Below are 19,667 nucleotides of genomic sequence, written 5' to 3'. Positions count from 1 at the left end.
CGTTCGGAGCCGGATTCGGGGCCGGATCTGTTCCGCTTCGGCGGCGATGACCGCTGTCGCGGTACTGCGCGGTCCGCGCACGGCGTAGATTGTGTGTACCTCGCGGTAACACGAGATCGCATCGACTACGTAGGAGGCCACGATGCCCGCGCCGGAAGCTGCCGTCTTCGACCGTCTGAGCGGGCTCGCCGCGATCGACAATCCGGACGAGCGTGCGCGTAAGACGATCGCCGAGACGTTCAGCGGTAAGCCGCTCGGCAGTGTGCCGGTCGGCACCGCCGACGACGTGGCGGCCGCGTTCGAGAAGGCCAGGGCCGCGCAGACGCGCTGGGCGGCGCGTTCGGCCGCCGATCGCGCCGCGGTGCTGGAACGCTATCGCGCGCTGGTGGTGGAGCACCGCGAATTCCTGATGGACGTGGTCCAGGCCGAGACCGGCAAGGCGCGCTGGGCGGCGCAGGAAGAGATCATGGGCCTGATGTTCGCGGCCCGCTACTTCGCCAAGGCCGCACCCGGCCTGCTCGGCGCGCACAGCGTGCCCGGCGCGTTCCCGGTGCTGAACCGCACCTCGGTGCGCCATCAGCCCAAGGGTGTCGTCGGCGTGGTCGCGCCGTGGAACTACCCGATGCTGCTGTCCATCGGCGATTCGATCCCCGCGCTCATCGCGGGCAATGCGGTGGTGGTCAAGCCGGACAGCCAGACCCCGTTCTCCTCGCTGGCCAACGCCGAACTGCTCTACCGTGCCGGCCTGCCGCGGGACCTGCTCGCGGTGATCCCCGGCCCGGGCACCGTGGTCGGCACCGCGATCGTGGACAGCTGCGACTACCTGATGTTCACCGGATCCTCCGCGACCGGCCGCACCCTGGCCGAACAGTGCGGACGCAGGCTCATCGGCTTCTCCGCCGAACTCGGCGGCAAGAACCCGATGATCGTGGCCCAGGGCGCGAACCTGAACAAGGTCGCCAAGGCGGCGGTGCGGGCCTGTTTCTCCAACGCGGGCCAGCTGTGTATCTCGATCGAACGGCTCTACGTGGAACGGTCGATCGCCGACGAGTTCACCGAGAAGTTCGTCGCCGCCGTGCAGGCGGCGAAACTCGGTGCGGCCTACGACTATTCGGCCGATATCGGCTCGCTCATCTCCGAGGCCCAGCTGGAGACGGTGACCAAGCACGTCGCCGACGCCACGTCCAAGGGTGCGAAGGTGCTCGCCGGTGGCAAGGCCCGGCCGGACCTGGGCCCGCTGTTCTACGAGCCGACCGTCCTCGCCGAGGTCACCGACGAGATGGAATGCGGTCGCAACGAGACGTTCGGCCCGCTGGTCTCGATCTATCCGGTCGACAGCGTCGCCGAGGCGATCCGGCTCGCCAACGACACCGAATACGGCCTGAACGCCAGTGTCTGGGCCGAGAGCAAGTCCGCAGGGGAGCGGATCGCCGAGCAGTTGCACGCGGGCACCGTCTGCGTGGACGAGGGCTACGCCCCCGCCTGGGGCAGCACCGCCGCGCCGATGGGTGGCATGGGCATCTCCGGCGTCGGGCGCAGGCACGGCCCGGACGGACTGCTCAAGTTCACCGAGCCGCAGACCGTCGTCGTCACCCGGTTCCTGAATCTCGATGCGCCCCCGCTGGTTTCGCAGGACAAGTGGCAGCGGTTCCTGATGTCGGTCGCGCGCAGCCTGCGGTTCCTGCCCGGACGCTGATCAGCGCCCGCCAGGTGGTCGTGCGCCACCTGGCGGACACTGCCGCCGGGCATCGCCCGCGCCGTTCGACGCGAACGGGGTCCGCAGGCCCGGAGGTCCTAGGTCATCCGATCGGCCCCGGTGCGCGGTGGCGGCAAGGTCGCCACCTCCGCATCGGTGAGCAGTCGGGATCGGATGCGGAAGCGCACGTCGTCGGGCGCCTCCAGGGAGGAGCCGCTACCGCGTCCGCTCACCACGTCCACCGTCAGGTGCGTGTGCTTCCACACCTCGTATTGTTCGGCGCACATCCAGAATTCGGTGTGCCAGGGCAGATAGCCGAGCAGCACGTCGGCACTGCCCACCGGGCATTCGCGCACCGGGAACCAGCGCGGCGAGGCGGCGTCGCCGTAGTCGTCACACTGGTGCAACAGCACGGCGCCGTGGTAATCGATCAACTGCCGCAACACATTTCGCGCCCTGTCCGTGATGGCGACCCGCTGCGCTCGCTGCTGCATCAGAAGAACCCCTGTTTGTTGGGCGCATAGCTGACCAGTAGATTCTTGGTCTGCTGGTAGTGATTCAGCACCATCTTGTGGTTCTCCCGGCCGATCCCGGACTTCTTGTAGCCGCCGAACGCGGCGTGCGCGGGGTAGGCGTGATAGCAGTTGGTCCAGACCCGGCCCGCCTTGATCGCGCGGCCCATCCGGAACGCGGTGCTGCCGTCCCGGGTCCAGACACCCGCCCCGAGACCGTAGAGCGTGTCGTTGGCGATGCGCACCGCTTCCTCGACGGTGTCGAACCGGGTCACCGCGACCACCGGCCCGAAGATCTCCTCCTGGAACACGCGCATGGTGTTGCTGCCTGCCAAGATCGTGGGTTGCATGTAGTACCCACCGGGTAGCCCGTCCACCTTGCGGGCCTCCCCGCCGGCCAGCACCCGAGCGCCCTCCTGTCGTCCGATGTCGATGTAGGACAGGATCTTTTCGTACTGCTCGGGGCCCGCCTGTGCGCCGATCATGGTGTGCTCGTCGAGCGGGTCGCCGCCCGCGATGGCGTTGGTGCGCTCGATGCAGCGGGCCAGGAACTCGTCGTAGATCGAGGAGTGGATCAGCGCGCGCGACGGGCAGGTGCACACCTCGCCCTGATTGAACGCGAACATCGTGAAGCCCTCGATCGCCTTGTCCAGGTATTCGTCGTCGGCGGCGAGCACGTCGGGCAGAAAGATGTTGGGGCTCTTGCCGCCCAGCTCGAGCGTCACCGGCACGATGTTCTCGCTGGCGTACTGCAAGACCAGCCGCCCGGTGGTGGTCTCGCCGGTGAACGCCAGTTTCGCCACCCGCGGACTGGCGGCCAAGGGTTTTCCCGCCTCCACACCGAAACCGTTGACCACGTTGAGGACTCCGGGCGGCAGCAGATCGGCGATCAGCTCGACCACGAGCAGGATCGAAACCGGGGTCTGTTCCGCGGGTTTGAGCACGATGCAGTTGCCCGCGGCGAGGGCGGGCGCGATCTTCCACGCGGCCATCAGGATCGGGAAATTCCACGGAATGATCTGCCCCACCACACCGACCGGTTCGTGGAAGTGGTAAGCGACTGTGTCGCCGTCGATCTCGGCGATGCTGCCCTCCTGCGCCCGGATCGCGCCCGCGAAGTAGCGGAAGTGATCGACCGCCAAAGGCAGGTCGGCGGCCAGGGATTCGCGGATCGGCTTGCCGTTGTCCCAGGTCTCGGCTACCGCGAGCCGCTCGCGGTGTGCCTCGATACGCTCCGCGATCCGTAACAGGATGTTCGCGCGCTCGGTCGCCGAGGTGAGGGCCCAGCGCTCGGCGGCGGCATGGGCGGCCTCCAGGGCCATATCGATATCGGCGGCACTGGATCGTGCCACGGCGCAGAAGTTTTCGCCGTCCACGGGGGAGGGATTGTCGAAATACCGTCCCGTCATGGGCGGCGCCCAGTCACCGGCGATGAAGTTGTCGTAACGGCCGGCGAAACTGACGATGCTGGTGTCGGACCCCGGTCTCGCGTAGATCATGCACTCGCTCCTCGCAGAATCACTGTGGTCGGGTCACTATGACCCGCCAAGGTTGGTGCGAGGTTGGTGTGACCGACGCGCGTGCAACTGCACGTGCATTCAGGAGCGCAGGGCCGTGTGCAACCGGGCGGCGACCACGGCGCGACGCACGTCGTCGAGGGGCAGCAGCCGCAGCGCGTGCTCGTGCACCGCGATATCGCCGGGCGCGCGTTCGCCGAAGGTGACGGCGTGTTCGGCGCGATCGCTGGCCAAGACCGCATTGCGCACACCGACATCGAGATACGAGCGCCACTGCACCACGCCGGGCGTGTCCGAACCGGGCAACAGTGGGCCGCGATAGAGCCAGACCGCCGAGGTGGTGTCGCCCGCCGCCACGGCGGCCAGCAAGTCGACCGCATCGCAGGCCACCGGCCCGGTCAACAGGTAGCGGCGGTTGGTGATCTCGCCGCCGGTGGCGCGGCGCAGATGCGACACATCGGCCTTGAGCGTGCTGGCGGAGACCGTGCGATCGCCGTACACGGCGGCGTGCAGTCGCTCGGGTGTGAACCCGTCGGGTTCGAGTGCGAGCAGAGCCAGGATCTCCAGCTGACGCGGTGGCAGCGGGACCGGCCGGCCATCGCGCATCAGCCGTGCGGTGCCCAGACATTCGAGCCGGACGCCCGGCGTCGGCGTGGGCTCGGCGGCACGCAGCATCGTTTCCACCGCGGTGACCAATGCCCGCACCGAGGTCAGCACCAGCGGGTGCGAGCGATCCCAGGAACTGGACAGGTCGAGCACGCCGAGCTGTCTGCCGTCGGGCGCGTGGATCGGCGCCGAGTAGCACACCCAGCCGTGCAGCGCGGCGATCAGATGCTCGGCGGAGAACACCGAACAGGGGCGGTCGTCGTGCAGGGCCAGCGATAAACCGTTGGTGCCCATGTTGCTTTCGTTCCAGCAGCCACCGGGCGCGAAGTTCACCTGCTCGGCCTGCTTGCGCAGCGAACGGTCGCCCGCCGACCACAGGATCGTGCCCGCCTCGTCGGTGACCACGGCGAGATAGCCTGCGTCCTCGGCGATTCCGCGCAGTTCACCGGACAGCTCGGTGATCGGCGTGCGCAGCGGGGATTCCGACCAGAGGTCGGCGACGTCGTCCAGACCGGGGGCGACCGTGCGACTCGGATCCACCGTGTGCAGCGAACGCTGCCAGGATTGGGCCACGTCGGTGCGGAGCAGGGTGGGCCGCGACGGCGGTGGCGTGGCGGTATTCGGAGCCGTAGCCCAGCGCTCCCATTCCTTTTCCAGTTCGGCCCGCCGCTGGGTCAGGGTGCGGAACTGTGCCACCTCGAAGAACCCCATCGTCGTGTGAGCTCACATTCGCTCTCTCATTCTGGCGTATGCAAGACGGCGGTGGGAGGGTTTGCCGACATACCGAACGGTCCTTGCGGCGTATCTCCGTGTCGCACCCGGCGTGGCGGACTACCCTCGGAGGATGGCGACCGTTTCACGGCGGGCCCAGCTGGCCGACGTGCACGAACTGGCTTCCGGCATGCCGTATGTGACACGCCTCGATGGCCCGCGGGGCAACCCGATCTATCAGGTGGGCGGGAAATCGTTCGTGTTCTTCCGGACACCGCGCCCCGACGCCTTCGACCCCGACAGCGGCGAACGCTACACCGATGTCATCGTCTTCTGGGTGTCCTCGGAATCGGAGAAACACGCCCTGGTGCAGGACCCGCGATTACCGTTCTTCACCACCGCTCACTTCAACGGTCACCCCTCGGTGCTGGTGCGCGGCAGCCGGATCGGCGAACTCACGCACCGGGAACTGGCCGAGGCGATCCAGGACGCGTGGCTCGCGCGGGCCTCCGGCAGGCGGGCGGCCGACTGGTTGGCCGCCAACCCGCCGCGCTAGCTCACTTGTTGAGGAAGATGCCCGCCACGTCGGCGTTCTTGATCGGCGTGTCGGCGTTGCGCTGACCACCGCACAGCAGGTCGACCGAGACCATCGTGGCGTCCACCACGGTGCCCGCGGGCTCGTGATCGTCGTTGGTCTGCTGCTTGACGAACTTGGTGATCGTGACGCGCTTCTTGTCCTGGTCCTGCTGGACGTAGTCGCTGCACTTGGTGTCGCCGCCCTTGTTGACGGCGCGTTCCACGTCACTGCAGCCGGCGAGCATCAGTGCGACCGCCGCGATCGCGAGGCCGGCCTGCCCGGTCCGGGACAGCGTGCCGTTCATGTGCTCCTCCTGAATACTTCGTCGCCGCGGCCGTCCGCGGCGATCGTCACCACCCTAGAGCCCACGCCGCGCGCCGCATGCCGGGCGCGCGGGCGAGTCAGGGAACCGGTGGCGGTACCGGCTCCCCGTCCCGGCTGTACCCGATCAGGCGCGAAAGATGCGCAACGGGATATCGAGTTCGGCGGGGGTGAGCGAGCCGTGGTGGCCGACCATCATCGACTGCAGCGGTTCGGCGCCGCTGCGGATGATGCCGCCGGTGCCGCGCGGCGCCACGACCACCTCGCCGATCCGCTCGGCGACCCGCGGGGACACGATCGGGCCGAACCACCCGCGCTCGATCACCTCGGTGCGGGACAGCACCGCGTAGTCCGGGCCGAGGATCTCCGTCCAGGCCGCCGCGACGTCCACGGCCGCGCCCGTTTCGGTGTACACGTGCCGGGCGCGCGGTTCCCCGCCCAATTGCCGCACGCCCGCGCGCAGCCCGTCGTGCTCGTCGAAGTCGATGCGCTCACCGAGTTCGACCATGCCGTGATCGGCGGTGACGCACAGCGCGGCGTCGCGCGGCAGCCGCTCGGCGATATCCGCGGCGATCCGGTCGACATGGGCCAGCTCCAGCAGCCACGCGTCCGAGGACGGACCGCGCACGTGCCCGGTGGTGTCCAGATCGCCGTAGTAGGCGTAGACCAGCGTGCGATCGCCGGCGCGCAGGCCGATGCCGACCCCGTCCACCAGGTCGCCGACCGAGAACGCGGGACGAAACGCGCACCCGCGCAACACGGCTCGGGTGAGACCCGAACCGTTCTGGTAGTTCGGGGCCACCTGCGTGACCACGATGCCCTGCGCGGCCGCGCGTTCGAAAACCGTTGCGGTGGGCTGGAAATCCTCCGGCACCAGCTGGTTCAGCAGATCGACGCGCGCCCCCTCGCCGTGCAGCCGCCAGCGCAGCGAGTTCACCAGCCGATCCTGCTCGGGCACCCGCATCAGATAGCCGACGATGCCGTGCTCGCCGGGCGGCACACCGACGCCGAGCGAACTCAGGCTGGTCGCCGTGGTGCTCGGGAACCCGGTGGTGAGCGCCACCGACGGCAGGCCCGACAAGAACGGCGCCACACCGGGATTCGCGGCCAGCGCGGCGGCGCCGAGCCCGTCGATCAACAGGACGCACACCCGGTCGGCGGCGATATCGAGGCCGAGCCGGTCCCGCTCGTCCGGCACGCCGAAACCGGCGAGCAGCGAAGGGAACAGGTCGGCGAGGGAGCCCGTACCGTAACGGGGCGCAGCGAACACGATCGTCAGGATGTCAAGGCCGGTGCGGTGCGGGCAAGGGCGGGGTCAGGCCTGGCCCGTCTCGAACCGGCTGACCTTGCCGTCGCGCACGGTGAACCGCCAGCTGGTGCGCATCGAACCCCAGCGCGAATTGGTGTAATCGGCAACCAGTTCGGTGCCGCCGTCGTCGACCGACTCGACCTGCATCCGCGCGTTGCTGCCGAAGACCTCCGAGTCGGTCCACTGGCCGATATTGCGTTCCACGCCGTCGTCGGACATGGTCGCGTCCTCGGTGAGCGCGGCGAAGAACCGATCCTGGTCGTTGGCGTTGAGCGCGTCCACGAATTCCTGCACCACGGGATCTAGCTGAGTCATCCGGTTACCCCTCTCGGATCAGGTGACAGCACATGAGCGGTAGGGCGGCAAACCTTCGGCATCCACTCTAGGACAGAAGCGGCATCCGTGCCGGGACGGCGCTCGTCACGGTGTGGGGAGGTGGAATTCGGCGCGCAGCGCGTCGAACAGTTCGGGATAATCCATGCCGTAGGTCGTCGCGGCGGCCCGCACCGCACAGCAGGCGGCTCTGAGCGGGTCGTCGATATCGGTCGCGGCGGAATACGCCCAAACAGCTTTGTGCTGCTGGATCTGCTCGGTGTTGCCGGGGAGACCGGACACGATCGTGACCGGGATCTCGGGATCGGTGTCGATCCGCGTCACTATTCGGGAGCCGTTGCCGAAATCCGGCGGTGCCGCCGCGTGGTCCCCGGCGTCCAGCGCGGCGAGACCGGCCCGGAAATCGGCGAACTCCGTCAGTCCCGCGCGTTCGAATGCGCGATGCACGCACCAGCGGGCCAGCTCCCGCTGTCGTGCGGGGGACAGCGCCACGATGCCGTCGACCAGATCTCGGTCCAGACCGGAGAGGACCTGTGCGTCGTAATTGCCGAAACCTGCCGTGAGCACATGTGCGGGTGGTCGCCCACCCCACGTCGCCACCCGCTCGTGAAAAGCCTTGACATCCGGGTGATCGTGCGGGACCCGCTGCACGAGCCCGTCGGCGTCGCGGATGTAGGACCGGTCGTAATCGGGTATCGGCAGCGTTTTCGCCGGTGCCGAATACGCGGTATCGGTCTTGTGCAGTTGCCGAATTCCGTTGTCTGCCTCGGTAGTCGGCCACAGCACGAGCCGATAGGTCTCGGACGGTTCGGCCACCTCCAGATCCCAATTGTCGTCGCGGCCCCGGGCATAGGCGCGAATCCGATACCGCCCCGGCGGTATCGGCTCGAAGCCGGGCACCACCTCGCCGTCCAACCGCAGTACCCGCAGTTCTCCGGTGGATTCGAGCCCGGCCTCCTCGACGGCCTCCCATTCGGCGAGGTCGCTGTCCTCGGGTGCGGCGTCGGTCGTCACCACCGTGACCCTCACCGGCCCATAGGCGATTCCGGTCAGCACGGTCACGAATCCTGGGCCCGGACACAACAGGGTGCCCTCGTCCCGGGTGTCGAGTGTGTCGGCGTCGACCGCCCCCACACTGAACTGATGGTGGTCGACCTGAACCGGCGCCACACCCGCCATGGTTTGTTCCCTTCGTCAGCCATCGTCGTTTGTCAGAACATCCGGCGCATTCGGAAGTTGATCACGGACGGGTGCGCTCTGTCATCGACTGAGACTGGGGAGCAAGGCGATGGCAGTGCCTGTGGGAAACGGGAATCGGGGGGCTGGTAGACAGGGGATCGTGACGGCGCAGCGGGCTTTTCGATTCGGTGTGAACATGGTGGCTCCGGATTCGCGGACCCTGTGGATCGAGAAGTGCCGCAGGGCCGAGGAACTGGGGTTCGACGTGATCGGGGTGGCCGATCATCTGGGCTGCCCGGCGCCGTTTCCGTCGATGGTGCTGGCCGCCGAGTCGACCGAACGGGTGCGGGTGAACACGTTCGTGTTGAACACCTCGTTCTACAATCCGGTATTGCTGGCCCGCGATATCGCGGGCGCGGATCAGCTCACCGACGGGCGGGTGGAGATCGGGCTCGGCGCGGGCTACGTGCGATCCGAATTCGAGTCCGCGGGAATACCTTTCGAGTCCGGCCGCAAGCGGGTGGCGCACCTGGAGCGGACGGTCAACACGTTACGGACCCTGTTCTCCGATCCCGAATACCAGCCGCGCCCAGCTCAACCGGCGGGCCCGCCGCTGCTGATCGCCGGCTGGGGTGACCGGCTGCTGCGCCTGGCCGCCGAAAACGCCGATATCATCGCTTTTCCCGGCGCTTCGGCGACCGAGAACGGCGGCCCGTTGCATCTGGCCGGCTTGGCCGAGATCGGCGAACGGGTCGAGTATGTCCGTGAACTGCTCGGGAAGCGTTCGGGCAGTGTGGAATTCAATCTGCTCGTGCAGCGCGTGGTGCCGCCCGCCGAGCGCGCCGCCGTGCTCGAGCTGTTCGGCCCCGCCCTCCCCGAAGATGTCGCCGATCGCCCGGAAGAGTTGCCCACCTTGCTGATCGGCACCCCGGACGAGATCGCCGACCGCGTCCGGGCCCACCGCGACCGCTACGGTTTCAGCTACATCACCGTGCTCGAGCACAGCATGGAACAGTTCGCCCCGGTGATCGACCTGCTGCGCTAGACGCACCAGTTCCGCGTTCCCGCACCCGCTATGGCGTCGCGCAGCGAGTGCGGGAACGCGGAACTGGTGCGCGAAATCCTAGGGGAGCAGGTCGATGATGACCCTGGGGTCCAGTTGGCGGAGTTTCTTGGGACGCGCTGTGAGACAAGGCCAGTCGCGGGCCACCGCCTCGGCGGCGGCATGCCCGGCGGGCAACAGTAGTTCGGCGTCGGGGTTGCCGGCGAAGGCGGCGCCGAGTCGCTCGGAGGCGCCGCGGTCCAGGGCGGTGATGATGGTGTGCGGCAGTTCCAGCAGCACATCGAGGATGTCGAGGCGGTGCGGCGGGATGTGCGCGCGAGCGGCCGCCAGTGCGGTGGCTGGGACGACGATGGTGTTGTTCGCGCCGACTGTCGCCCAGACCACGGCCTGGGCGTAGTTGGCTTGATTGGCCCAGCTGACGACGGCTGCGGTATCGAAGACGACACCGCCCAGGGCGGGGGTTTTCACGCGGCGCCGAGGTGTGGCCCGCCTGCCTCCTCCTCGGATAACGGCGGTAATCCTTGAATGGCGCGGGCGCGGTTGATCAGATCCAGCGGCGGTCTGCCGCCGAACACCTCTTCGAGCTTGGCCAGCGACACGGCCGTGCCGAGCCGCGCGAACACCGATTCGGCGACGAACGCCGCCACCGACTCGATCCGCCCTTCGGCACGCCAGCGTTCGAGGGTACTGACCAGTTCCTCGGGCAACGTGACGGTCACCTTCCGGGTGCGATGCGCGCGAGGCTGGCCCATTCTGGAACCTTATCCCGAGATCGTTCTGGACGGGAAGGGTCCGGCCGGGGCGGAAGTTCGCGCGCGGGAGCATCTTTCACCGCCGGGGCGGTGAGCAGAACGGCCTCCCGGATGGGCCCGAATTGATGTGATCTACGTCACAATGCCGTGGGTATTTTGTCGGTGCCGGGTGGCATGGTGTTCGTATGCCTTTCGCCGAAACCGCTCCCGGCACCGATGTCATCCGGTTGCTCGGAGCCAGTGAGCACAACCTGCGCAATGTGTCGCTGGACATCCCCAAGAACAAGATCACCGTTTTCACCGGGGTGTCCGGTTCCGGCAAGTCGTCGATCGTGTTCGACACCATCGCCGTGGAATCGCAGCGGCAGCTCTATGCGACGTTCCCCGCGTTCATCCTCAACTTCCTGCCGCGCTACGAGCGCCCGCACGCGGAGGCGATGGAGAATCTCACCGCGCCGGTGATCATCGACCAGCAGCCGGTCGGCGGCGGCCCGCGCTCGACCGTCGGCACGATGACCGACATCTTCTCCATGGTGCGTGCCATGTTCGCTCGCTTCGGCGCCCCGTCGGCCGGATTCGTCTATCACTATTCGTTCAATGTGCCGCAGGGCATGTGCCCGGACTGCGACGGCCTCGGCGTCTCGGTGCGGGTCGACCCGGACCGCCTGCTGGATCGCAGCAAGTCGCTCAACGAGGGCGCGATCCTGTTGCCCGGCTACGGCGTCGGCAGCGGCGACTGGCAGCTGTACGGCAATTCGGGGCGATTCGATCTGGACAAGAAGATCGCCGACTACACCGAGGCCGAATTCGCGGATCTGTTGCACGGTACCGGCGGCAAGGTGGAACTCACCTTCGCCAAGGGCACCTGGAAAGCGGACTACGAGGGCATCGCCGCCAAGTTCACCCGCACCAAACTGCAACGCGACACCTCCGGCCTCAGCGAGAAGACCCGGGCCCAGATCCAGCAGTTCCTCACCGAGGGCGTCTGCGGGACCTGCCACGGCGCCCGGCTGAACGCGGCGGCGCTGGCCACGAAGATCGACGGCCGCAATATCGCCGACTGGGCGGCGCTGCAGATCACCGATCTGATGGCGGTACTGGACGAGATCACCGACCCGGCCGCGGTCGGGCTGGCCGCCGCGATCCGCACCGCGCTGCAGCGGGTGGCCGATATCGGGCTGGGCTACCTCAGCCTGGACCGGGCGACCTCGACGCTGTCCGGCGGTGAAGGGCAGCGGCTCAAGATGATCAAGCACCTGTCGAGCACGTTGATCGGCATGACCTACATCTTCGACGAGCCGAGTGTCGGACTGCATCCGCGCGACGTGGGCCGGTTGAACGATCTGCTGAAAGCCTTGCGGGACAAGGGGAACACGGTGCTCGTGGTCGAGCACGATCCCGACGTGATCCAGATCGCCGACCATATCGTGGACGTCGGTCCGCGGGCGGGCCTGCACGGCGGCCGGGTGGTGTTCGAGGGCAGCTTCGAGGAATTGCGCGCGGCCGATACACCGACCGGCGCCGGGCTGCGCCGGCCTTTCACGGTGAAGCAAGACTTCCGGAAGGCCGAGGGGGAGTTGCTGATCGAGCACGCCACCGTGCACAACCTGAAGGACGTGACCGTCGGCATCCCGACCGGCGTGCTGACCTCGATCACCGGTGTGGCGGGTTCCGGCAAGAGCAGCCTGATCCGGGACGTCTTCGTGGTCGAGCGCCCGGAGGTGATCTTCGTGGATCAGTCGGCCATCGGCGCATCGTCACGTTCCACTCCCGCAACGTATCTGGGATTGATGGACCCGATCCGCAAGTTGTTCGCCAAGGCGACGGGGGAGTCGCCGGGGTTGTTCAGCTTCAATTCGGCGGGTGCCTGCAAGCAGTGCGAGGGGCGCGGCGTCATCATCACCGAGATCGCCTACATGGATCCGGTGACCACGCACTGCGATGCCTGCGACGGGCGGCGCTTCTCCGACGACGTGCTCGCACTCACCTTGCGCGGCAAGTCGATCGCGGATGTGCTGGAGCTGACGGCCGAGGAAGCGCTCGCGTTCTTCCCGGAGAAGGCACTGAACGCCAAGCTGCGCACCATGAACGAGGTCGGCCTGGACTACCTGAGCCTCGGCCAGGCGATGAGCACCCTGTCCGGCGGCGAGCGGCAGCGCATCAAACTCGCCACCCAGCTGGGCAATACCGGCAGCGTCTACGTGCTCGACGAACCCACCACCGGCCTGCACATGTCCGATGTCGACACCCTGCTCGCCCTGCTCGACGGCTTGGTCGAGCGCGGCAACACCGTCGTCGTCATCGAACACAATCTCGACGTCGTCGCCCACTCCGACTGGGTGATCGACCTGGGCCCCGACGGCGGCAAGGCCGGCGGCGAGGTCGTCTTCACCGGCACCCCCGCCGACCTCCTCACCGACCCCCGTTCCCTCACCGGCGAATACCTGCGCCGGTACAAGGCGGCATAGGTCTCCGGGGTCACGCCATCGATCCGTGTCCGGCAGTTCAGCGGGGCTCGCTGAACTGCTGGGTGCCGGTGACGCGGAGGAGGTCGAGGGCGGAGGCGGCGGGAGTGTTCGGTTCGGCGGAGTAGACGACTACGGTTTGGTCGGCATCGGGGACCAGGAGGGTGTCGCATTCGACGACGAGAGGGCCGAATTCGGGGTGATCGATGGTCTTGGTGGCAGTGCGCCACAGGCTGGATGGCCGTTCGCGCCAGAGCTGTTCGAATTCTGCACTGCGCCTGCGGAGTTCGGTGATCAGTCGATCGAGATCCGGGTCGGTCGGGTAGCGGGCTTTCGCGCTGCGCAGGGTGCCGACGCCGTACCCGCCGATCATGCGGACCTCTTCGGGTGTGTGCCGGACTCGGCTCATCTCGGTGCCGAGGAAGCACTGCCAGATCATATTGCGTTGCGGGACCGGCCACGCGGAGAAGTCGCCGAGCAGCGCGATGGCCATCGAATTCCAGGCCAGCACATCGCTTTTCGCAGACATCACCAGTGCGGGCAGGTCGGACATCCGATCCAGCAGTCGTAAAACGCTGGGCCGCACCACCATCGCGATATGACCGGCCTGCGGCGGGGCGGCCCCGCCGAGTTGGAAGAGCAGGTTGCGATCGTTGTCGTTCAGCCGCAACGCACGTGCCAGCGCGGCCAGCACCGCAGTGGACGGGTGCGGGCCACGGCCCTGCTCGAGCCGCACCACATAGTCGACGCTGATGCCCGCCAGCTGCGCCACCTCCTCGCGGCGCAAACCGGACACCTGGCGCCGCAGCCCCGCGGGCAGGCCGACATCGCGCGGCTGTGTCCGGCCGCGGGCCTGCCGGAGCAGGGCGGCGAGTTCGGCACGGTCCATCGTCCGATCATCCCGCACCCGGCGCGGCACGGGGTGGTACCGCTGATCCCATGACGAGCCCGCCCTGTTCAGACAGGGTCCGGACGCCAAAGCTGAACGTATGACGACGACGACAACGGCACTGGTGACCGGAGCGAACAAGGGCCTCGGCCGGGAGACCGTCCGCAGGCTGGGCGAACTGGGCTGGCAGGTGTTCCTCGGCGCACGGGACGCCGAGCGCGGCAAGCGGGCGGCGGCCGAACTGACCGAGCAGGGTTGGAACGTCGAGTTCGTGCAGCTGGACGTGACGTCGGTCGCCTCGATCGAGGCTGCGGTCGCCGCGGTACGGGAGCGGACGCAGGCGCTGGACGTGCTGATCAACAACGCGGGTATCCCCGGCAACTTCCTGGCCCCGGAGCAGACGCAGGCCGAGGACCTGCGTCCGGTCTTCGAGACCAATGTGTTCGCGCCGGTCCAGGTGACCCGTGCGTTCCTGCCACTGCTGCGCGCGGCGGCGCACCCGCGCGTCGTGATGGTGTCGAGCGGCATGGGCTCGCTGGCCGTCACCTCGGACCCGGAACGACTGGAATCGTCGCTGCCGAACCTGAACTACAGCCCGTCGAAGGCGGCGCTCAACATGATCATGTCGCAATACTCGCGGGCGCTGCCCGAGATCCGCTTCAACGCCGCCGATCCCGGTTACACCGCAACGGATTTCAACAACAACGGCGGCTATCAGACCGTCACCGAGGGCACCGACGCCATCATCGAGCTGGCCACCGCGGGACCGGACGGCCCCACCGGTGGATATTTCGACCGGCAGGGCCGGCTGCCCTGGTGACGTCGCGGCCGCGTGCCTACCTCGCGCCGCCGTTGACGTAGAGCGTCTGGCCGCTGACGTAAGACGCTGCGTCGCTGGCGAGGAACCCGATGACCGCGGCGACCTCGGCAGGCTGCCCGACCCGGCCGAGCGGGGTGCGTTCGGCGACCGACTGCTGATGTTCCTCGGCCGACATGCCGACGCGGTTCGCGGTCGCGGCGGTCATCGCGGTGGCGATATAGCCGGGCGCGACGGCGTTGACGTTGATGTTGTACGGCCCGAGTTCGATGGCGAGGGTAGCGGTCAGGCCCTGGATACCGGCCTTGGCGGCGGCGTAATTGGCCTGACCGCGATTGCCGAGCGCGGACCGGCTCGACAGCGAGACGATCTTCCCGTAGCGCTGGGCCACCATGTATTTCTGCGCGACCTGCGCGCAGTGGTACGCACCGGTGAGGTTCACCGCGAGCACCGCGTTCCAGTCCTCCTCGGCCAGCCGGAAGAACAGGTCGTCGCGTGTGATGCCCGCGTTGTTGATCAGGATCTGGGGACTACCGAGATCGGTGGCGATCTGATCGAAGACCGACTCGACCGACGCGCGGTCGGTGACGTCGCAGACGTAGCCGCGGGCGGTGCCGCCCGCGCGCGTGATCTGTTCGAGGGTGTCCTCGGGGGCGTTGCGGTCGAGCACGGCGACCGCGGCGCCCTCGACCGCCAGCTGTAGCGCGGTGGCCGCGCCGATGCCCTGCGCCGCACCCGTCACCACGGCGACCTTGTCGGTGAACCGGTCCTGCACTGCGTTCTCCTCTCTCAAAATGCCTGTTCGGCAAGCCATTCGGGAAACTCGGTGAGATCGGTGAGGACGACGTCGGCCCCCGCGGCCCGCAGTTCGGCGGCGTCACACGGGCCGGTGGTGACCCCGACCGCGAGCACACCCGCGGCCTGCGCCCCGCGCATATCGCCGGCGTGATCGCCGACGAAAAGGTGGGCGCCTTCCTCGCGCAGCACGCTCGCCTTGCCCGCGGACCACAGGTCACCCGCGAGATGGTCTATCCGCCAACCGAGTTCGTCGATGTGCAGCTGAGCGAGCGGACCGTGCTTGCCGGTGACCACGAGCACCCGCCCGCCGCGCGCGTCGACCGCTGCCAGCGCGGCCTCGGCCCCGGGCATGGCCGGAATGCTCGACACGATCGACGGATACAGTTCGCGGTACCGGATGACCAGGGCCGGGACGAGTTCTTCGGGTGCGCCGGCTTCGGCGAGCAGCGTGGCCAGTGGCGGGCCGAGTCGATCCGCGAAATCGGCGCCGCGCAGCGGCACGTCGAATTCCACCGCGAGAATGTCGACGGCCCGGCCGACTCCCGGCCGCGAATCGATCAGCGTCATATCGAGGTCGAAGCCCACCGTCCAGGTCACCACCCGACCCTAACGGCCGCACCGGACGCCCGCACCCGAGCATCGGGCGGCCGCCGGGTCGGGCCGGGTGGCTGGGCGACTGGGGGCTCGATCCGGCGCAGCCCCTCGCGTGGAGGCGGTGGCTCAGGTTAGCCTAACCTTATGGCAACCACGACGCGCACGAACCGCCCGACCATGGCCTACGCGACGCTACAGGTCAGCCGGGTGGCTCAACTGACGCCGCACATGGTCCGCATCACGCTGACCGGACAGGACCCGGACGCGCTGATCAACGTCGGGCCCGATCAGTACACCAAGGTCTTCTTCCCGCTGCCGGGCCAGCGGCGGCCCGTCGTCCCGCCCCCGCTCGACAGCGCCGATCAGGCGATGAGCTGGTATCACCGGTATCTCGCCATGCCCGACGCGATCCGGCCGCCGATGCGCACCTACACCGTGCGTGCACAACGCCCCGAACTCGGCGAACTGGACATCGACTTCGTCCTGCACACCGAACACGCTGGGCCTGCGTCGGATTGGGCGGCCAAGGCGGTGCCCGGCGCCGAGATCGGCATGCTGTGCCCGCCGTTCGCACTGTACTGTCCCGAGCCCGCGGTGGCGTGGCAGCTGGTGGTCGGCGACGAATCCGCGATTCCCGCAATCGGTTCCATCATCGAGGGGCTCGACCCGGGCGCGGTGCTGCGCGCGTTCATCGAGGTCTCGGGTCCGGACGAGGAGCAGCGCTTCGACACCGCGGGCGACGTGCGGATCGACTGGATCCACCGCGGCGACCGGCGACCCGGTGACGCGGTGGTGGCGGCGGTACAGGCCGCCGAGTTCCCCGACGGCGCGCCGTACGCGTGGATTTCCGGCGAGGCGAATCTGGTCAAACTCACCCGCAGGCATCTCGTTCGGGAACGCGGTATCGACAAGCACTCGATCACCTTCACCGGTTACTGGCGGGTCGGGCGCACCGAAGAGGACAACGGCCGGGAGAACGTGCGGCGGGCCGCGGCCGGGGAGCCGCTCGTCGACGAGGACTGACCGCGCACCGGCGTATGTAATGCTGGTGGCATGGTGGGATTCGTTGCGGCGGTGCGCCGATGACCTCGGATGCGGAACTGGATCCGGCGGCGGTCGAGATCGGCAGCTTCTTTCCGGTGCCGCCGCAACAGGTGTGGCGCGCGCTGACCGAACCGGACCTCATCGAACGCTGGCTACTCCGCTCGACCGGGTTCGCCGCGACCGTCGGCACCCATTTCATCTTCGAGATCCCCGCCCGGACGCCCGGCGAGGTCGCCTGTGAGGTCCTCGTCGCCGAGCCCGGCGCGCAGCTGACCGTCAGCTGGGTAGACCTGCGGGCCAAATACCCGGCCCGCTGGGTGGTCGATTGGACGATCCGGCCGCAGGGCCGCGGCACCCGACTCGTCTTGACCCAGACCGGTTTCGACATCGAGAACCGCAGGCAGAAGATGGCGCGCAATGCGCTGGAGCGCGGGTGGCGGACCACGCTGACCCGGCTGGGTGCGGTGCTGGACGAGATGGCCGAGTGAGAGTGGACGGCGGGCTGTAAATGCCTGGCACGCAACTAGGTTCGGGAAGAGTGCCTGGTTGACTGCGCGAGCACGCGGCAGGCGAAGGGAAGGCTCTCGTGGCGCCGGTTGCTGACGTCCGGCCCCGAATTGTGCTCGGGAGACTCGCGGTGCCGCCTCGAGTCGACGGCGTCCGAGACGTATCTCGGGCGCGTAATGCGCTGGGTGCAAGTATCGCTCGGGCCGGTGCAGCAGTGGTCCTTGGCGTCGGGATCGAGCTCGTTCTTCGATCCCTGGCGCAAACGAGCGTGGTGAGTCGCGCGGTCGACTGCTTCTGGTGCGGTGCTTGCCGCCGGTAAATGAATGGCGGGCAATCGAGTTCGCGGGCGCAGGTCCGTGCGGTGCTCTAGGGTCGGAGGCGGGGAGGCGAGTCGATGAAACAGCGCGTCGACGTGCGGGCGTGGGAGTCGAGCCGGCACCGGGGGAGGCGGGGCGCGGCAGGAGGGCAGCATGGGGCATGTCGAGCACAGCGCGGCGTGTAAAGCGCCGGTGGACTTCACCTTCACCTACGTCGCGGACTATCGCAACGTCCCGAAATGGATGTTCGGCATCCGGCACTTCACCCCGGTAGGTGACCAAACCTCCGGTGTCGGAGCGGTTTTCGACACCGCACTGCATCTCGGCCCGACCACTCTGCACCTGCGCGCCGACACCACCGAATGGATCGACGGCTCCCGGGTGACCATGCGGGCCATCAAAGGCATCGAAGGATCGATCCGCTGGGACTTCGAGGCGCTGACCCCGGAAACCACGAAGGTCAGCGCCACCGCCGACTATCGGGTCCCCGGTGGTTTCGCGGGCCGGTTCCTCGATCGAGTGATCCACGCCTTCATCGGCCCTGCCATCCGGCATACGGAAAAACACCTCCGCGAGCAGATCGAGGCCAGCTACCGGCAATCCCGCCCGCACCCCGACTGACCGCGCCGCTCGTCTTCGGCATCGCAATGATTCACGTGGAACGAGTCCGTCCGTAACTCCAAGCGCCCCAACATCGTTCACCGAGCGCAAGTCTGCATCGAGTGCGAGTTCGCAACGACTGCCACGCCTCGGACCCGCCCGCGGCTGCTTCGCACCCGAACCGGCCGCGTTGCGGTTTCGTCGCCGAACTTATCCACCGTTCGGGACCGGAACCGATCTCGGGTTCGTGGTCCCTCGCCGTCGCCGCACCCGTTCTGTGCAGCCGCACCACTTCTGAGTTCTCGCACGCGCTGTGCCATGCGGAAACGGGTGCGAAGACACGGAAAGCGTGCGGGAAGTCGGCAACACCGCCGCGTCCGGCGAAATGCCGCGGCGGTGGGCGACGGCCGACTGACCGAGCACGGCCATGCGCTCTGCGGACAGCGGGTGGGGTCTGTGAAGCCCCACCTATCTGTCGCTTGGTCCACCCGCCGGAAGCGGCGCGTTCGGTCCGGACAGTCCGGGCGGGCGTTCCGCCGCACCCACTTTCAGACCGGGGGCAGGGTGGCGTCGGGGAACGAGTGGTGTTCGTGGGTGACGGTCCAGCGGTCGTTCTCCTTGCGCAGACCCAGCGTCAGGCGGAGGCGGCGGGCGGGGTTCTCGGCGAATTCTTCAGGGGTGCCACACAGGAGCAGGGCGTGCGCGAAGGCGACGTCGGCGCCCGCGGTGATGTCGAGGGAGACGATCTCGAAGGTCGCGCCCTGGGCCTGCCATTCGAAGAAGCCGGGCCAGGCCGCGCGGTAGGCGTCGATACCGCGCAGTCCTTCGTCCGGCGGCGGGACGTCGAACATGACGATGTCGGGTGCGTGATCGGCGAGGACGGTGTCGAGGTCGCCGGCGTGCACGGCTGCGGCCCACCGCTCGATCAAGACCCGGATCTGCTTCTCGTCGTCCGACATCGTCAGTCGTCCCTTCGTCTGGGCCTCACCGGCACCGATCGGCATCTGTGAGCCTGCCGAAAACGCGCATGCGACGCAATGGATTCCGGGGGATATGTGAT

The 19,667-nt window shown here is 68.1% G+C and carries 21 protein-coding genes; 8 read left to right on the top strand and 13 right to left on the bottom strand.

Annotation, left to right across the window (positions count from 1 at the left end; translation table 11 throughout):
- Positions 1–142: 142 nt before the first annotated feature.
- The gene (locus TY25_RS31175; protein WP_042262166.1) at positions 143–1,696 is read left to right on the top strand and encodes a succinic semialdehyde dehydrogenase; all 1,554 of its coding nucleotides are present in this window, start codon (positions 143–145) and stop codon (positions 1,694–1,696) included.
- A 98-nt stretch (positions 1,697–1,794) separates the two neighbouring features.
- Here the strand turns inward: TY25_RS31175 and TY25_RS31170 are convergent, their stop codons facing one another.
- The 3 genes from TY25_RS31170 to TY25_RS31160 form a co-directional block, all read right to left on the bottom strand.
- Entirely contained in the window at positions 1,795–2,190 is a 396-nt protein-coding gene (locus TY25_RS31170; RefSeq protein WP_042262164.1) for a DUF779 domain-containing protein, read from the bottom strand.
- A complete protein-coding gene (exaC, locus tag TY25_RS31165; protein WP_042262162.1) occupies positions 2,190–3,707 on the bottom strand; it encodes an acetaldehyde dehydrogenase ExaC in 1,518 nt (505 codons plus the stop codon). Before exaC ends, TY25_RS31170 begins: the two co-directional genes overlap by 1 nt.
- A 99-nt stretch (positions 3,708–3,806) precedes the next feature.
- Positions 3,807–5,042 carry a sigma-54-dependent transcriptional regulator family protein gene (locus TY25_RS31160; protein ID WP_042262161.1) on the bottom strand — a complete coding sequence of 412 codons (1,236 nt, stop codon included), beginning with the start codon at positions 5,040–5,042 and terminating at the stop codon, positions 3,807–3,809.
- Positions 5,043–5,175: 133 nt separating this feature from the next.
- Between TY25_RS31160 and TY25_RS31155 the strand changes: the two genes are divergently transcribed.
- Positions 5,176–5,598, top strand: a complete 423-nt coding sequence (locus tag TY25_RS31155; protein WP_042262157.1) for an MmcQ/YjbR family DNA-binding protein — start codon at positions 5,176–5,178, stop codon at positions 5,596–5,598.
- Position 5,599: 1 nt separating this feature from the next.
- On the opposite strand, the gene TY25_RS31150 is transcribed toward TY25_RS31155, so the two are convergent.
- The 4 genes from TY25_RS31150 to TY25_RS40890 all read right to left on the bottom strand — a co-directional run bounded on the left by TY25_RS31150 (position 5,600) and on the right by TY25_RS40890 (position 8,761).
- Positions 5,600–5,923 carry a hypothetical protein gene (locus TY25_RS31150; RefSeq protein ID WP_014986014.1) on the bottom strand — a complete coding sequence of 108 codons (324 nt, stop codon included), beginning with the start codon at positions 5,921–5,923 and terminating at the stop codon, positions 5,600–5,602.
- 144 nt (positions 5,924–6,067) lie between these two features.
- A complete protein-coding gene (locus tag TY25_RS31145; RefSeq protein WP_081869219.1) occupies positions 6,068–7,210 on the bottom strand; it encodes an alkaline phosphatase family protein in 1,143 nt (380 codons plus the stop codon).
- 45 nt (positions 7,211–7,255) lie between these two features.
- Positions 7,256–7,564: a nuclear transport factor 2-like protein gene (locus TY25_RS31140; RefSeq protein ID WP_042262155.1), complete on the bottom strand. Its 309-nt coding sequence runs from the start codon at positions 7,562–7,564 to the stop codon at positions 7,256–7,258.
- A 105-nt stretch (positions 7,565–7,669) separates the two neighbouring features.
- A complete protein-coding gene (locus TY25_RS40890; protein WP_052383302.1) occupies positions 7,670–8,761 on the bottom strand; it encodes a hypothetical protein in 1,092 nt (363 codons plus the stop codon).
- 160 nt (positions 8,762–8,921) lie between these two features.
- Between TY25_RS40890 and TY25_RS31130 the strand changes: the two genes are divergently transcribed.
- Positions 8,922–9,806: an LLM class F420-dependent oxidoreductase gene (locus TY25_RS31130; RefSeq protein ID WP_081869218.1), complete on the top strand. Its 885-nt coding sequence runs from the start codon at positions 8,922–8,924 to the stop codon at positions 9,804–9,806.
- Between the two features lie 78 nt (positions 9,807–9,884).
- On the opposite strand, the gene TY25_RS31125 is transcribed toward TY25_RS31130, so the two are convergent.
- Entirely contained in the window at positions 9,885–10,292 is a 408-nt protein-coding gene (locus tag TY25_RS31125; RefSeq protein WP_042262152.1) for a hypothetical protein, read from the bottom strand.
- Positions 10,289–10,576, bottom strand: a complete 288-nt coding sequence (locus TY25_RS31120) for a hypothetical protein (RefSeq protein WP_042262150.1) — start codon at positions 10,574–10,576, stop codon at positions 10,289–10,291. The genes TY25_RS31125 and TY25_RS31120 overlap by 4 nt, the downstream gene beginning before the upstream one ends.
- A gap of 185 nt (positions 10,577–10,761) precedes the next feature.
- On the opposite strand from TY25_RS31120, the gene TY25_RS31115 reads away from it, so the two are divergent.
- Positions 10,762–13,044, top strand: a complete 2,283-nt coding sequence (locus tag TY25_RS31115) for an ATP-binding cassette domain-containing protein (RefSeq protein WP_042262148.1) — start codon at positions 10,762–10,764, stop codon at positions 13,042–13,044.
- Between the two features lie 37 nt (positions 13,045–13,081).
- Here the strand turns inward: TY25_RS31115 and TY25_RS31110 are convergent, their stop codons facing one another.
- On the bottom strand, positions 13,082–13,930 hold the full coding sequence (locus tag TY25_RS31110; protein WP_042262146.1) for a helix-turn-helix transcriptional regulator: 849 nt from the start codon (positions 13,928–13,930) through the stop codon (positions 13,082–13,084).
- Between the two features lie 100 nt (positions 13,931–14,030).
- Here TY25_RS31110 and TY25_RS31105 point away from each other — a divergent pair, with 100 nt between their 5' ends.
- Entirely contained in the window at positions 14,031–14,750 is a 720-nt protein-coding gene (locus TY25_RS31105; protein ID WP_042262143.1) for an SDR family oxidoreductase, read from the top strand.
- A gap of 16 nt (positions 14,751–14,766) precedes the next feature.
- Here the strand turns inward: TY25_RS31105 and fabG are convergent, their stop codons facing one another.
- The gene (gene fabG, locus TY25_RS31100; protein WP_042262140.1) at positions 14,767–15,561 is read right to left on the bottom strand and encodes a 3-oxoacyl-ACP reductase FabG; all 795 of its coding nucleotides are present in this window, start codon (positions 15,559–15,561) and stop codon (positions 14,767–14,769) included.
- Positions 15,537–16,142: an HAD family hydrolase gene (locus TY25_RS31095; protein ID WP_052383320.1), complete on the bottom strand. Its 606-nt coding sequence runs from the start codon at positions 16,140–16,142 to the stop codon at positions 15,537–15,539. Before TY25_RS31095 ends, fabG begins: the two co-directional genes overlap by 25 nt.
- Before the next feature lie 141 nt (positions 16,143–16,283).
- Here TY25_RS31095 and TY25_RS31090 point away from each other — a divergent pair, with 141 nt between their 5' ends.
- The 3 genes from TY25_RS31090 to TY25_RS31080 all read left to right on the top strand — a co-directional run bounded on the left by TY25_RS31090 (position 16,284) and on the right by TY25_RS31080 (position 18,628).
- On the top strand, positions 16,284–17,162 hold the full coding sequence (locus TY25_RS31090) for a siderophore-interacting protein (protein WP_081869215.1): 879 nt from the start codon (positions 16,284–16,286) through the stop codon (positions 17,160–17,162).
- Between the two features lie 59 nt (positions 17,163–17,221).
- On the top strand, positions 17,222–17,671 hold the full coding sequence (locus tag TY25_RS31085) for an SRPBCC family protein (protein ID WP_042262137.1): 450 nt from the start codon (positions 17,222–17,224) through the stop codon (positions 17,669–17,671).
- Between the two features lie 489 nt (positions 17,672–18,160).
- A complete protein-coding gene (locus TY25_RS31080) occupies positions 18,161–18,628 on the top strand; it encodes an SRPBCC family protein (RefSeq protein ID WP_042262134.1) in 468 nt (155 codons plus the stop codon).
- A gap of 527 nt (positions 18,629–19,155) precedes the next feature.
- Here TY25_RS31080 and TY25_RS31075 read toward each other — a convergent pair.
- A complete protein-coding gene (locus tag TY25_RS31075) occupies positions 19,156–19,566 on the bottom strand; it encodes a YybH family protein (protein ID WP_042262234.1) in 411 nt (136 codons plus the stop codon).
- Positions 19,567–19,667 lie beyond the last annotated feature (101 nt).

It is taken from the genome of Nocardia brasiliensis NBRC 14402 (assembly GCF_000308475.2).
Classification (GTDB): domain Bacteria; phylum Actinomycetota; class Actinomycetes; order Mycobacteriales; family Mycobacteriaceae; genus Nocardia; species Nocardia brasiliensis.
This window is presented reverse-complemented; position numbering and strand designations above follow the sequence as displayed.

Excerpts from the sequence above, each read along its gene's own strand:
- TY25_RS31170 (WP_042262164.1), bottom strand. The coding sequence starts at position 2,190 with ATGCAGCAGCGAGCGCAGCGGGTCGCCATCACGGACAGGGCGCGAAAT.
- TY25_RS31160 (WP_042262161.1), bottom strand. The coding sequence starts at position 5,042 with ATGGGGTTCTTCGAGGTGGCACAGTTCCGCACCCTGACCCAGCGGCGG.
- TY25_RS31120 (WP_042262150.1), bottom strand. The coding sequence starts at position 10,576 with ATGGGCCAGCCTCGCGCGCATCGCACCCGGAAGGTGACCGTCACGTTG.
- exaC (WP_042262162.1), bottom strand. The coding sequence starts at position 3,707 with ATGATCTACGCGAGACCGGGGTCCGACACCAGCATCGTCAGTTTCGCC.
- TY25_RS31090 (WP_081869215.1), top strand. The coding sequence starts at position 16,284 with ATGGCAACCACGACGCGCACGAACCGCCCGACCATGGCCTACGCGACG.
- fabG (WP_042262140.1), bottom strand. The coding sequence starts at position 15,561 with ATGGCTTGCCGAACAGGCATTTTGAGAGAGGAGAACGCAGTGCAGGAC.
- TY25_RS31105 (WP_042262143.1), top strand. The coding sequence starts at position 14,031 with ATGACGACGACGACAACGGCACTGGTGACCGGAGCGAACAAGGGCCTC.
- TY25_RS31115 (WP_042262148.1), top strand. The coding sequence starts at position 10,762 with ATGCCTTTCGCCGAAACCGCTCCCGGCACCGATGTCATCCGGTTGCTC.
- TY25_RS31080 (WP_042262134.1), top strand. The coding sequence starts at position 18,161 with ATGGGGCATGTCGAGCACAGCGCGGCGTGTAAAGCGCCGGTGGACTTC.
- TY25_RS31085 (WP_042262137.1), top strand. The coding sequence starts at position 17,222 with ATGACCTCGGATGCGGAACTGGATCCGGCGGCGGTCGAGATCGGCAGC.
- TY25_RS31175 (WP_042262166.1), top strand. The coding sequence starts at position 143 with ATGCCCGCGCCGGAAGCTGCCGTCTTCGACCGTCTGAGCGGGCTCGCC.
- TY25_RS31110 (WP_042262146.1), bottom strand. The coding sequence starts at position 13,930 with ATGGACCGTGCCGAACTCGCCGCCCTGCTCCGGCAGGCCCGCGGCCGG.
- TY25_RS31155 (WP_042262157.1), top strand. The coding sequence starts at position 5,176 with ATGGCGACCGTTTCACGGCGGGCCCAGCTGGCCGACGTGCACGAACTG.
- TY25_RS31075 (WP_042262234.1), bottom strand. The coding sequence starts at position 19,566 with ATGTCGGACGACGAGAAGCAGATCCGGGTCTTGATCGAGCGGTGGGCC.
- TY25_RS40890 (WP_052383302.1), bottom strand. The coding sequence starts at position 8,761 with ATGGCGGGTGTGGCGCCGGTTCAGGTCGACCACCATCAGTTCAGTGTG.
- TY25_RS31150 (WP_014986014.1), bottom strand. The coding sequence starts at position 5,923 with ATGAACGGCACGCTGTCCCGGACCGGGCAGGCCGGCCTCGCGATCGCG.
- TY25_RS31140 (WP_042262155.1), bottom strand. The coding sequence starts at position 7,564 with ATGACTCAGCTAGATCCCGTGGTGCAGGAATTCGTGGACGCGCTCAAC.